Source organism: Streptosporangium sp. NPDC000509 (genome assembly GCF_042898365.1).
Taxonomy (GTDB): Bacteria; Actinomycetota; Actinomycetes; order Streptosporangiales; family Streptosporangiaceae; genus Streptosporangium.
The window spans coordinates 14877-27624 of record NZ_JBIAYX010000035.1; the positions used below are offsets into that span (position 1 = coordinate 14877).

Here is a 12748-nt window from a genome sequence, read left to right on the forward strand (position 1 = left end):
CTCGCCGGCCGCGCGAGCGTCACCTGACTGCGTCACCGAGCGCCACGTGACCGCGGGTCTTGTTCCAGGCCGAAGATGCACGAAGCGGCGTCTCACCCTCGATCATGCGGTGACCTGTGGCTGTCACCGGTCTTCCCATAGGCTTTGGGGCATCTCCACCAGGTCGCGGAGAAGGAGCACCCGATCACCACACCCAGCTTCGCGGAGGTGCTGCGTCGTCATCGGCACGCGGTACGTCTGACACTGGAGCAGCTCGCCGAGGCCTCCGGGGTCAGCGCCCGGACGTTGTCGGACATGGAACGCGGACGCAGCAAGGGTTCCCAGCATCGGACCGTCACCGCGCTGGCCGATGCTCTTGGCCTGGACGACGCCGACCGCAACCAGCTCGTCGAGCTGGCGCGTGAGGGCCGCCTGCGTGATCGCTGGGCCCGGCCGACCGGGTTGTGCGAGCTGCCGCGCTCCGTCGGCGACTTCACCGGTCGAGCCGCGGGACTCGCCTGGACGAGCGAACTCCTACGCGCCGGGGACGCGCCGGGCGCGGCGGGGGTCGGGCTCATCACCGGTTCCGCCGGGCTGGGCAAGACCACGTTGGCCGTCCGCGCCGGGCACGTCCTGCGGCCGGATTTCCCTCGCGGGGTGTTCTTCCTCGACCTGTTCGGTATGTCTCCGCATCCCTTACCCGTCGACGATGCCTTGGGCATGCTGCTTCGCGCACTCGGCATCGCGGATCAGCAGATCCCGGGCGACGTCTCCGAGCGTGCGTCCCTGTACCGCTCCCTGCTGCGCGACCGGCGCGCGCTGATCGTGCTGGACAACGCCGCCTCCGAGGAGCAGGTCCGGCCGCTGCTGCCTGGCGGCGGTGCGGGAAAGGCCCTGGTGACCAGTCGTCGCCTGCTGGCCGGTCTGGAAGGAGTGCGCAGACTCGCCCTCGGGCCCTTGCCCCCGCTGGAAGCCACCAAGCTGCTGACCGGGATCCTGAAAGAGCGCAGTGCCCCGGACGAAGAATCGGCCGTCGGGCGGCTCGCGCAGTTGTGCGGTGGTCTGCCGCTCGCGCTGCGGATCGCCGGAAATCGGCTGGTGAGCCGGCCAGGCTGGAACGCCGTCGACCTCGCCGCCCGGCTGACGAACGAGGAGCGCCGCCTGGATCAGCTCAGCGCCGGCGACCTCAAGATCGCCACCGCGTTCGGGTTGTCCTACGAGCAGCTGGCCATCTCGACGCGACGGCTTTTCCGCCGCCTCGCTCTGGTTCCGGGCCGTGACTTCGACGCCGCTCTGGCCGCCGTGGCGGGCGGCACGTCGATCGAGGAGGCATGGAACGCCCTCGACGAACTTGTCGACCTCGGTCTGCTGCAGGACGACATGTCGGGGCGCTACCGCTTCCACGACCTGGTCCGGCTGTTCGCCCGCGATCGGCTTCGGAAGGAGGAGACCACGGCCGAGCGCGACGCGCTCACCGTGACGCTGACGTCGTGGCTGCTGTCGACGGCCACGACCGCCGGGCGGTGGTTCGAGCCCGGGTACGGCGATCCCGGGCAAGCCGCCCCCGACGCCGCCGAGCTGTCCTCCGCGGAGAAGGCCGACCACTGGCTGCGCGTGAACGCGGACAACTGGCTGGGCGCGTTACGTCACGCGACGAGCATCGGCCGGTTCGACGTCGTCCTCGACTGCGCCGAGTCGATGGACTGGTTCTCCGACCGGTGGATGCACGCGCCGCTCTGGTACGAGGTGTTCACCCTCGGTGCCGAGGCCGCCGCCGCGCTGGGCGACCCTGCCAGGCAGGCGGTGCAGCTGAACATGCTGGCCTGGGCTCATCTACTGTCGAGAGACGACCCGGAGGCCACACTGCGCTACACGGCCCAGGCGATGGACCTGGCGACCCGCAGCGGTGCCTCGATCCAGATCGCCTTGGCCCACCACCATGCGGGGGGCGCGCTTCGGCGGCTCGGGCGCCTCGACGAGGCCATCGCGTCGGAAACCCGGGCGGCGGAGTTACACAGGTCCAACGGCGACATGGACCGGTACTGCCACTCTCTCGGCGCCATCGGCACCTGCCTGCGCGACGCCGGGCACCACGCCGAGGCACTGGAGCGCTACCTCGGCTTGCTGGCTCTGCTGAACGACGACCGCTCGGGGGTGACGCCGAGCGTCGTGGCGATCATCCGGCCGATCGCGCTGGCCCGCGTCGGCGACTGTCTGGGACTGCTCGGCCGCCGGGCTGAGGCGATCCTCAAGCTCACCGAGGCGATCAGCCTCATGGAGCAGGGGCAGTTGCCCGTTCCGCAGGCCCGCTCCCTGGAGACACTGGCGGTCCTGCTGGCCGAGGAGGACCGGATCGGGGAGAGCCGCCGTGCCTACGCGCGGGCGGCCGAGGTGTACCAGGCCGTCGGCGACGCCGAGGCGAGCGGCCGCTGCCGGAGCCTGGCGACCGTCGCGCCCTGACCGTTTCCGCGCCACTTCTGCGTCCTGTTCTGCGTGGCCTGACCACGCGCGCGCGACTTGGATGGAGAGCGTCAGGGACAGGCGCCGGGCCTGTCCGTCCAGGTCAGGAGCGACCATGACCGCTGTCGGGAACATCGTGCTCGTGCACGGGGGCTTCGTGGACGGATCCGGCTGGCGGGGCGTCCACGACGAGCTGACCAGGGACGGACTCCGCGTCCACGTCGTGCAGAACCCGACGCTGTCGCTGGAGGATGACGCCGCGGTGACCCGCCGGGTGCTGGACGGCCTCGATGGTCCAGCCGTCCTGGTCGGCCACTCCTACGGCGGGGTCGTCATCAGCGAGGCCGGCACCCACCCCAACGTCACGTCGCTGGTGTACGTCGCCGCGTTCGCCCCCGACAGGGGTGAGTCGGTCGACACCCTCATCGCCGCCGCACCCCCCGGCGCGCCCGCGCCGCCCATCCTGCCCGCGGTGGAGGGCTTTCTCCTCCTCGACCGTGACAGGTTCGCCGCCGCGTTCGCCGCCGACCTGCCCGGCCGGGTGGCCGCGTTCATGGCGGACTCCCAGGTCCCGTGGGGCGTGGACGCTTTCGGCGGGCCGGTCACCGAACCGGCCTGGCGGCACAGGCCCAGCTGGTACCTCATCGCGACCGAGGACCGGATGATCCCGCCGCCGGCTCAGCACAGGATGGCCGAGCGTGCCGGGGCGAAGATCGTCGAAGTCATCGGCAGCCACGCCGTCCACGTCTCCCAGCCCGCCGTGGTCGCCGACCTCATCCGCGAGGCCGCCGCCTGACGACGTCCGCCCTCGCGCGGGAGACCAGGCCGCCGCCGGACCTGTTCTTCCCGCCGGCCTGGGAGCCCTCGTCGCGACACAGGCCGCGGTCGCCGCCTGCGAGCCGCCCAGAACACGGACACCCGCAGAACCGAACGCATCAGCGAAAGGCCGGAATCCTTATGATCCGCGTTTCCGAAGAAGGCGTGATATCCGACCGCGGGAACGTCACCCCGGCAGGTCCCGCCACAGCGCAAGACCGGCCTGGTCAGAAGCGATCTGTCAACGGGCCTGACAGTGGGCTCGCTGGACGGGACCTCTGGCGCGGGCAATCATGGCCATATATGCCAGCGAACCCGCCAGGAAGATCACTTTTCGGGCGAGAGTCCGAACAGCGGCGTCTCCGCGAGTTCGTGGACGGCGTCCACACCAGCGGCGGGGCGTTGCTGGTGCGTGGCGAGGCGGGGATCGGAAAGTCGGCCCTGTTGCTGGACACGGCGGAGATCGCGGCCGCGCGTGGCATGCGCGTCTTGCGGACGGCCGGTGTGGAATCAGAGACACACATGCCCTTCGCCGGCCTGCATCAGGTACTGCTTCCGCTTCGTGCCGAGATCGGAAAACTGCCCGCTCCGCAGCGCGACGCGCTGGGAGCGGCGTTCGGCCTGACCGACGCCCGGGTGCCGGACCCGTTCCTCATCGCCCTGGCTGCGCTGAATCTCCTGGGCGAGGCCGCCGTCCGCTCGCCCGTCCTGTTCCTCGTCGAGGACGCTCACTGGCTGGACCGTGCCAGCGCCGACGTGCTCGCGTTCGTCGCGCGGCGGCTGGACTCCGAACCGATCGTGCTGTTGGCCGCGATACGCGACGGTTTCCAGAGTCCCCTCGACAGGGTGGGGCTGCAGGAGTTGCTCCTCGATCGGCTCGACGACACCGCCGCGACCGCCCTGCTGGACGCCCACAGCCCCGCCCTGACGCCGACGGTGCGCGCACGGTTGCTGCGGGAGGCGGCGGGAAACCCGTTGGCCCTCGTCGAACTGCCGATCGCCTCGGACACGCGGGACGGGAAGGGGCCCCTGCCGCCGGGATGGCTCCCACTGACCACCCGGCTGGAACAGGCTTTCACCGCCCGCATGTCGGGATTGTTGCCGACCCTTCGGACCATGCTGCTGGTGGCCGCGCTCAACGACAGCACCGCTCTTTCCGAGACCCTCGACGCCGCTGCGCTGATCACCGCTGTAGCGGTCACGGCAGACGATCTGGCTCCCGCTGTCAGCGTACGGCTGATCGACGTGCACGAAGCCGGGGTGTCCTTCCGGCACCCGCTCATGCGCTCGGCGATCTACCAGGGGGCGAGCATCTCCCAGAGGCACGCGGTGCACGCCGCCCTGGCCGACGTCCTCACCGGCCGGCCCGACCGTCGCCTCTGGCACCGCGCGGCATCCACCCCCAGACCGGATGAGAGCATCGCCGCCGAGCTGGAGACCACGGCCAGAAGCGTGCGACGCCGAGGCGACCTGTTGTCGGCCGTCGCGGCGCTGGAGCACGCGGTCAGGCTCAGCGAGAATCCCGCTCACCGGTGTGAACGGCTTGTGCGGGCCGCCGAGTACGCGGCTGAGATGGGACGGCGCGACATCGTCGTGCGGCTGCTGAGCGAAGGCGAGCGGCTGCGGCCTTCGGCCCGGCAGCGGGCCCGTATCGTGTGGATCCGTGAGAACTTCGAGGACGGCATCCGTGACGACAGCGAGGCAGCGCACTCACTGGCCGACCTCGCCGAGAGCATGGCGGCGCAGGGAGACGTCGATCTCGCGCTGAAACTCCTGTCCAGTGCGGCCTTACGATGTTTCTGGGCTCATGCCGACGAGGAGTCACGGCAACGCGTCGTCACCGTGGCCGAGGGCCTGCCCGTCGACGATCTGGACGGGCGGTTGCTGACGGTCTTGGCGTTCGCGGCTCCCATCGAGCGTGGCAAGGTCGTGATCGAGCGATTACGCCACCTGGCCGCCCACCCGGCCGGCGGCAGGCCGGCGGCAGGACTGCTCGGCAGCTCGGCGTTGATGGTGGGGGCATTCGACCTGTCAGAGAAGTTTTGCGCCGCGTCGCTACCGGCCCTGCGCGCACAGGGCCGGCTCAGCCTCCTGGCACGAGACCTCGGGGCACAGGCATGGAGCGCGGCCCGGCTGGCCGACCTGAGCGTGGCCATTCCCGCTGCCGAGGAGGCCGCCCGTCTGGCGCACGAGACATCCCAGCCGCTGATGCACGCCATCGCTCAGGCCTCGGGCGCGGTGCTCGCCGCGCTACGCGGCGAACAGGATCGGGTGGAGAGCCTCGCGGCGGCGGCCGAGCAGGTGGCCCTGCCCATCGGAGCCCGCCCCGTACTGGCCACGGTACAGCTCGCGCGCGGGCTCGCCGCGCTGGGCGAAGGACGTTACGCCGACGCCTTCGACCAGTTGCGAAGAATGCACGACCCCGCCGACCCGGCCTTCCACCTGGCGCTACGCTGCTTTTCCATCGCCGAACTCGCAGACGCCGCGGCGCACAGCGGTCAAAACCACGCGGTCGCCGGCATCCTCCGGGAAATGGAGACGGTGGCGCTCACCACGCCGTCGCCGTCCTTGCACGCCGACCTGCGCTACGCGCGGGCCGTGCTGGCCGACGAGGCGGCAGCAGGACCCTTCTTCGATGCCGCGCTCGGCGCCGACCTGCGGCGATGGCCCTTCGTGCGGGCCCGGGTGCAGCTGGCGTACGGGGAATGGCTGCGACGTCGACGGCGTACGGCCGAGTCGCGGGCGCCCTTGCGGATGGCTCGCGAGACGTTCGACGCCTTGGGAGTGATCCCCTGGAGCGAACGAGCGCGCCAGGAGCTGAGGGCCTCGGGCGAGAGCAGCCACAGTCGCAGCAGCGAAGCGCGCGACGTGCTGACCCCGCAGGAACTCCAGATCGCCCAGATGGCGGCCGACGGCCTGACGAACCGGGAGATCGGCGAGAAGCTCTACCTGTCTCACCGAACCGTCAGCTCCCACCTCTACAGGATCTTCCCCAAGCTGGGGGTCACCTCACGATCGGCTCTGAGCACAGCGCTACGCGTATCGGCCCCACCTCACCGCCTGCTCGGGTGACGCTCGGTGACGCAGTCATGTGACGCTCGCGAGGCGCGCACGGGACTTCCTACGGTGAGGCCATGACAGCAGAGAGATCCTTCAAGAACGGCAGCACGCCGACCGTCGTCCTGGTCCACGGCGCCTTCGCGGACGGGTCGAGCTGGTCGGGCGTGATCGCCGAACTTCAGGATTCCGGGATACCCGTGACCGCGGTGGCCAACCCGCTGCGCGGCCTGGCCACCGACGCCGCCTACCTCACCGGCGTCGTCGCCGCGATCGACGGTCCGGTCCTGCTGGTGGGCCACTCCTACGGCGGCGCGGTCATCACCTGGGCCGGAGCACGACCGGGCAACGTGGTCGGGCTGGTCTACGTGACCGCTTTCGCGCTGGAGGCGGGGGAGAGCCTACTGGACGTCACGGGCCACTTCCCCGGCAGCCTGCTGGGCCCGGCGCTGCGGCCGGCCGTCTTACGCGCGGCCGACGGGGAGGAGACCGTGGAGTTGTTCCTCAAGGACGAGCGGTTCCCCGCGGTGTTCGCCGCCGACCTGCCCGGGCCCTTCACCTCGGTGGCGGCCGCCGCGCAACGCCCCATCGCGGCTACGGCGTTCGAGGACAGCTCTCCCGACGCGAGCTGGAAGACCCTCCCGTCCTGGTACGTCGTGGCGACCGCCGATCAGGCGATCCATCCCGCCGCCCAGCGTTTCATGGCCCGGCGCGCCGGGGCCGACACCATCGAGGTCGACGCGTCACACGCGATCGCGCTGTCGCGACCGGCAGCCGTGGCCGACCACATCCGCACCGCCGCGACCGCGACCGGGGCGGTCAAGCACACCCATCCGGCATAACAGCCCTGTTCCCAAGGAGCCACACCCCATGACCGCACCGACCGTTCCCGTCATCTTCATCCACGGCCTTTGGCTGCACGCCACCTCCTGGTCCTCCTGGATCGAGCTGTTCACGACCGTCGGCTACGACGCGACGGCCCCTGGCTGGCCGGGCGACGGCGAAAGCGTCGAATTGTCCCGCAAGAACCCCGAGAGCATCGCCGACCATGGCATCGACGACGTCGTCGCCCACTACACAGAGATCATCAACGCTCTGGGCGTCAAGCCGATCCTGATCGGCCACTCCTTCGGCGGCATGATCGCCGAGAAGCTGCTCGGGCGGAACCTGGCCAGAGCCGCGATCGCGATCGACGCCGCACAGATCAAGGGGGTGCTGCCGCTGCCGCTGTCGGCGCTGCGCTCGACCCTGCCGGTGTTCAAAAACCCGGCCAACAAGCACCGGGTGGTCTCCCTCACCCTCGACCAGTTCACCTACGCGTTCGGCAACGCCATCCCGCCTCAGGAAGCCGCCGAACTGTACGAACGCTGGACCATCCCCGCCCCGGGCAAGCCGCTGTTCGAGGCCGCCGCCGCCAACTTCTCCCCTCATTCGCCCGCCAAGGTCGACACCGGCAACAACTCCCGGGGACCGCTGCTCCTGATCGCCGGTGGCAAGGACCACACCGTCCCCGAGACCGTCACCAAAGCGACCCTCAAGCAGTACCGGGACTCCACCGCGATCACCGACTTCCAGGATTTCCCCGACCGCGGCCACTCCCTGACCATCGACCACGGCTGGCGTGAGGTGGCCGACGCCTGTCTGGCCTGGCTCACCGCGAACAACCTCTAGACGAGCCGAAAACGATCCGCGGCGTTGCCTTCGTCACCCGTCAACGTCGAGGTCGACCTGGCCACCGCCGCGAGCCCGGCCCGCCTCGTCGCCGCCGCGCCGGCGCAGCTGAACCTTCACACCCTCCTGCCGGCCCTCGAAGCTCTGTGAAGCGGGACTCAGGCGGCTCGATCGGCGGCTGCCAAGGACTCGATGAGCTGGATTCGGGCTCGCGCCACCCGGGAGCGCACCGTTCCGATCGGGCAGCCGATCAGCAGGGCGGCCTCGGCGTAGGGCACGCCGACAACCTGGGTGAGCACGAACGCCTCCCGCCGCTCGCGGGGCACCTTGGCCAGCAGGTCGGCCAGAGCCACCTGATCCTCGCATCCTGGTAGCCCGACGGGTTGATGCCGTTCGGCGACGCCCTGCCAGTCGGCGAGATCGGCGACTACGGGGCGGCGGGACGCGGACCGGAACCGGTCGACGACGACCCTCCGGGCGATGGACAGCAACCAGGTCCTGGCCGAGGAGCGGCCCGCGAAGTGGGGCAGGCTGCGCAGGACACGTACGAACGTCTCCTGGGTCAGGTCTTCGGCCGGCGCGCTCCCGGCCAGATGGGCGACGAACCTGCGGACCTCGGCGTAGACCGCGCGGGTGAAGGCCTCGACGTCCGCGGGCGCTCCCGAGCGCGCGGTCAGCGCGAGCAGCGTCAAATCGTCATCGGGACACGTGGTGACGTCGTGGTCGGCAGCGGGTTGATCGCACGTGGCGGAAATCATGGTGATCGTTCCTCGGGTCACGGTGCAGAACGGATACACGGGTCGAAGGCGCGGCCCCGGAGGGGCCGGCCACGACAGGGATCGGGAAGAGGGCGGCCGGACAGCGCGAATGCCGAGGCGGAACGCGGAAGCGGGATCGGGGCGCGTGGCCGGACCGATCGGGTTTCGTGTTCGCGGCGAGAAGGGGGATGGGCATGGGCCTGCTCCGGCCTGCGGTGAGGGGTACGGCCTGTGAATTCGGGCACGACGGCGGCCGAACGGACACAGGTCCGCCCGGGAGGGCATCGTGAGGAGACGGAACCGCCTTCGAACGAAGGTCGGTCCGTGATGGGGGAGCGGTTCAGCTACGGATCGACAGCGGCGGGGCGCGTCCGCTGAGCGCGTACCGCAACAGCGCCGAGCGCGGCAGCGGCGGTGCGGGGGAGGCGGTGAGCCAGGGGCGGGCGGGTTTGGCCGTCCGGTCGCACCGGACTGTCAGCAACCGTAAAACCCGGACGGCGAGGCGGCGCAGCACCGCCCAGAGCACGGCCTCGCCGCGCGCCAGCCACCAAGCGGCCAGCGCCCCGGCCCAGGCGTGCGCCACCACCATGCCCAGGCCGGGCACCAGCCCGGACCCCGGATGTGTGTGCCCGCCGGTCTCGGCCAGTGGCGCGATGAGGTGAACGGTGGAAAAAAGCAGGTGCAGCGCCACCTGCGTGGCCGCCAGCAGCGGCCAGATCACCGCCAGGCCGCGCTCGGTGCCGGTCGCGGGCAGCGCTGTCAGGAACGCCAGCGCCAGAGCTCCCGCCGCTGCCGGCGCGGAGACGACGCCGCCGCCCACGATATGGGCGAGCGCGCCCAGCCCCATGCACACCACGGCGAAGACCGCGGCGCGGGCCAGGCGGAGCGTCGGGTGCGCGGGCATGCTCAGCGGATCACTCCGCGCCGCCGCCGGGACGGCCCCGGCGCGAGGTCAGCGACCAGGTGCCCGCGCCGATCAGCGCGAGCGCGACCAGCGCGATCCAGGTCCAGCCCGGCAGTCCCTCGGAAGCCTGCCGGTCGTCGGTCGCGGAAACGGGGGCGTCGGCCACGGCGGAGGTAGGAGATGTCGGGGCGGGCGAGGAGGGCTGCGCGTCCGCCGAAGGAACGGCGGAGGTGTCCGACTCCGATGTCGGTGTGCGGGAGGGGATGGCAGACGGGGTTGCCGGGGCGGTCACGGTGAAGGGGATCTCCCCTTCGATCGGGTGACCGTCGGAGGAGACCACCCGCCAGGCGATCACATATTTGCCTGCGGGCAGTGGCTCGGGAACGTCGGAGGTGACCGTGTCGCCCGCGCCTTTCGCCTTGCCGATGTCGATGACCACATCGCCCGCCGTACGCAACGCGACCGTAGGGAAGCGCATCCGGGAGCTGAACTCCAACTTGATCCGCTCGACCGCCGAGACCTTGGCGCCCTTGGCCGGGGAGCTGCTCTTGAGGCGGTCGTGGGCGAGTGCGGCGGGGGCGAAGGGGGTGCTGAGCAGGACGAACAGGGCGCAGCACAGTGTGGTGACAACGGTCGTGCGGACGGATCGTGGCAGGGACGCCATCGTGGGCTCCAGAAGGGACCTTTTCGCCGTGCCTCGGTACGGGCCGACGAGAACGGAAGAGACGCCTCCGGCGAAACACAAGAGAGGAGGACATCATGGTCACGGGGGCACGCCGCCCGCCGGACCCTTTCTTCCGAGGTCCCTCAGCCGGCGTGTCGCGGCACGGGCGGGCCGCGCCGCCGCAGCACCGGTGAGATCTCCCAGCCGCCGTAGGGCCGAACCTCCGCGGCCGGGACGGCCCGCCACACCGGTGCCGCCACCTCGACGGGGACGGCGAACAGCAGCCGGATCAGCGGCCTGGGCCCGCCGTACAGGCGGATCATCAGCCACAGGGCGCTCTCACCCCGGTGCAGCCACCAGCCGGTGCCCAGTGCCACCACCAGATGGACCACCGTCATGCCCAGCCCGGAATGGCCGTGCTCGGCGGGCGGCATCGCGTGCGAGGCGGGCGCGGCACGGCCGAACAGCTCGTGCAGCAGGATCTGCGCGCCGACGGTCGCGCCGAGCACGACCTCCACCCCGCGTTCGCGCCCGTTCAGCGCGTACGCCACGCAAAAAGCGATCAACGCGCCGAGAACGGCCAGGTGCGGGGGGATCAGGCCACCCCCGGCCAGGACGTGGCCGCCCGCGGAGACCACGAGGCACATCGTCGCGAAGACGACGGCTCGCGGCACGCGCAGCGCCGACGCCGGAGGGGTCACGAACGACATCTTGTCAGGCAGGTAGCCCGCCGAGAAGACCGGGACCGTGGATCATGTCATCGGCCGTCGCTGTGGGGAGGGGCGCCGTCATCAGCCGAGGGCTGGCATTCCGCCCATGGCGCTGAGGGTGGTGCCGTTGACATAGCTGGCGGCCCCGGAGGCGAGGAAGGCGACGGCTCCGGCGATTTCCTCGGCGTCCGCGACACGTTGCAGTGCGACGGCTTTTCCGACGGCCTCGAAGGCGTCGCCAAAGGCGGCGGTACCTTCGGTACGGGTAGGGCCGGCCGCGACGGCGTTGACGCGAACACCTGCCGGGCCGAATTCCGCGGCCCAGGCGCGGGTGAGGGACTCCAGGGCGGCCTTGCTGGCGCCGTAGACGCCGGTGCCCAGGCCCGGTGTGGTGGCGGCGCCGCTGCTGATGTTGATGATCACGCCGTGCCCGCGCCGGACCATCGCGGGTGCCAGGGCTTGGACGAGAAGGTAGGGCGCGCGCAGGTTGATGTTGATGTGCGCCTCGAAGGTCGCCTGGTCGGTGTCGGCGGTTCTGGCGAAATGGAAGACGCCCGCGTTGTTGACGAGGATGTCGATGTCTCCGGCGCGTTCGGCCAGGGCCGTCACCTCGGCGGGATGGGACAGGTCGGCGGGTTCGAAGCGGGCGTGGCCGCCCAGTGTTTCGATGCGCCGGAGGGTGTCGGCGGCCCGGTGGCGGTCACGGCCGTGGACGATGACGTGGGCGCCGCGTTCGGCCAGGAGCAGGGCGCTGGCGCGGCCGATTCCGGCGGTGGCCCCGGTGACCAGTGCCGTCTGGTCGGCGAGGTCCTCGATCATGGTCGCTCCCCTCACCGAGGTGTGCGGCACGGCCACCGTCGGGCGGGCCGCCTGCCCTGCCACCTGCCTGCCGGGCGCGGTGGGCGTGCTGTCTTTGATCATTGATCGCTCTCCTGTCCTGCGGGAAAGGGCCCCGACAGGGTGCCCGCGACCAAACTGAGGGCAGCGCGGCAATACAGCAAACATCCTTGCTGCAGTGGCAAACTGGAGATATGGATGAGAGCATAGCGGCGACAATGGCGGCCGTCGGTCCCCGGTTGAGGGCTCTGCGCACCCACCGCAACATCACGCTGACCCAGCTCTCCGAGACGACCGGCATCTCTATCAGCACGCTCTCGCGTCTGGAATCAGGACAGCGTCGCCCCACCCTCGAGCTGCTGCTGCCACTCGCACGGGATCTGCGTGTGGCCATAGATGAGCTGATCGGCGCACCCCACACGGGAGACCCTCGGCTGCACCTCAGGGCGGTCACTCGCAACGGCATGACGCTCCTGCCGCTGACCAGGCGCGCCGGGAACCTGCAAGCCTACAAATTGATCATCTCTTCTCGGACACGGTCGCCCCGGCCCGAACCATCCAGTCACGAGGGCTACGAATGGCTCTACGTCCTCGACGGGCGTCTGCGTCTGCTCCTGGGCGACAACGACCTGATCATGGGACCGGGCGAGGCCGCCGAATTCGACACCCGCACACCGCACTGGTTCGGCAACGCCGACGAACACTCCGTTGAAGTTCTGACCCTCTTCGGCCATCAAGGTGAGCGCGCTCACCTGCGCGCCCATCCACACCGCTCCAGCGTCGCGGCGACGGGAGTGGACGGGGGCGTCGGCCGATAAGCATCTATGTTCCATAGCGACCGGTCAGGCGACGTACACGGCCCCACTGGCCGACCTTCGCCACAGGAGCCCGC

General features: G+C 70.6%; 12 protein-coding genes. 7 read left to right on the plus strand and 5 right to left on the minus strand.

The genetic code is table 11. The features are described from left to right. The first annotated feature begins 144 nt into the window (after positions 1 to 144). From ACFY3D_RS38775 to ACFY3D_RS38800, 6 genes are all read left to right on the plus strand, one after another. The gene (locus ACFY3D_RS38775; RefSeq protein ID WP_389989434.1) at positions 145 to 2439 is read left to right on the plus strand and encodes a helix-turn-helix domain-containing protein; all 2295 of its coding nucleotides are present in this window, start codon (positions 145 to 147) and stop codon (positions 2437 to 2439) included. A gap of 115 nt (positions 2440 to 2554) precedes the next feature. Then, positions 2555 to 3235, plus strand: coding sequence for an alpha/beta fold hydrolase (locus ACFY3D_RS38780; protein WP_389989436.1), 681 nt, complete (start codon positions 2555 to 2557; stop codon positions 3233 to 3235). A gap of 323 nt (positions 3236 to 3558) precedes the next feature. After that, a complete protein-coding gene (locus tag ACFY3D_RS38785; RefSeq protein WP_389989438.1) occupies positions 3559 to 6327 on the plus strand; it encodes an AAA family ATPase in 2769 nt (922 codons plus the stop codon). Between the two features lie 62 nt (positions 6328 to 6389). Further along, positions 6390 to 7154 carry an alpha/beta fold hydrolase gene (locus ACFY3D_RS38790; RefSeq protein WP_389989440.1) on the plus strand — a complete coding sequence of 255 codons (765 nt, stop codon included), beginning with the start codon at positions 6390 to 6392 and terminating at the stop codon, positions 7152 to 7154. A 28-nt stretch (positions 7155 to 7182) separates the two neighbouring features. Then, positions 7183 to 7983, plus strand: a complete 801-nt coding sequence (locus ACFY3D_RS38795; protein ID WP_389989442.1) for an alpha/beta hydrolase — start codon at positions 7183 to 7185, stop codon at positions 7981 to 7983. Between the two features lie 24 nt (positions 7984 to 8007). After that, positions 8008 to 8133 carry a hypothetical protein gene (locus ACFY3D_RS38800; protein ID WP_389989444.1) on the plus strand — a complete coding sequence of 42 codons (126 nt, stop codon included), beginning with the start codon at positions 8008 to 8010 and terminating at the stop codon, positions 8131 to 8133. An 8-nt stretch (positions 8134 to 8141) separates the two neighbouring features. Here the strand turns inward: ACFY3D_RS38800 and ACFY3D_RS38805 are convergent, their stop codons facing one another. From ACFY3D_RS38805 to ACFY3D_RS38825, 5 genes are all read right to left on the minus strand, one after another. Continuing rightward, complete coding sequence (locus ACFY3D_RS38805) at positions 8142 to 8741, minus strand: sigma-70 family RNA polymerase sigma factor (RefSeq protein ID WP_389989446.1); 600 nt, start codon at positions 8739 to 8741, stop codon at positions 8142 to 8144. Positions 8742 to 9081: 340 nt separating this feature from the next. Further along, positions 9082 to 9645, minus strand: a complete 564-nt coding sequence (locus ACFY3D_RS38810; protein WP_389989448.1) for an MFS transporter — start codon at positions 9643 to 9645, stop codon at positions 9082 to 9084. A 10-nt stretch (positions 9646 to 9655) separates the two neighbouring features. Beyond that, positions 9656 to 10309 carry a copper resistance protein CopC gene (locus tag ACFY3D_RS38815; RefSeq protein WP_389989450.1) on the minus strand — a complete coding sequence of 218 codons (654 nt, stop codon included), beginning with the start codon at positions 10307 to 10309 and terminating at the stop codon, positions 9656 to 9658. A gap of 143 nt (positions 10310 to 10452) precedes the next feature. After that, entirely contained in the window at positions 10453 to 11010 is a 558-nt protein-coding gene (locus tag ACFY3D_RS38820) for a hypothetical protein (protein WP_389989452.1), read from the minus strand. 90 nt (positions 11011 to 11100) lie between these two features. Next, positions 11101 to 11940 (minus strand): SDR family NAD(P)-dependent oxidoreductase, encoded by an 840-nt coding sequence (locus ACFY3D_RS38825; RefSeq protein WP_389989454.1) that lies wholly within the window; start codon positions 11938 to 11940, stop codon positions 11101 to 11103. Between the two features lie 110 nt (positions 11941 to 12050). On the opposite strand from ACFY3D_RS38825, the gene ACFY3D_RS38830 reads away from it, so the two are divergent. Continuing rightward, the gene (locus ACFY3D_RS38830) at positions 12051 to 12674 is read left to right on the plus strand and encodes a helix-turn-helix domain-containing protein (RefSeq protein ID WP_389989456.1); all 624 of its coding nucleotides are present in this window, start codon (positions 12051 to 12053) and stop codon (positions 12672 to 12674) included. Positions 12675 to 12748 lie beyond the last annotated feature (74 nt).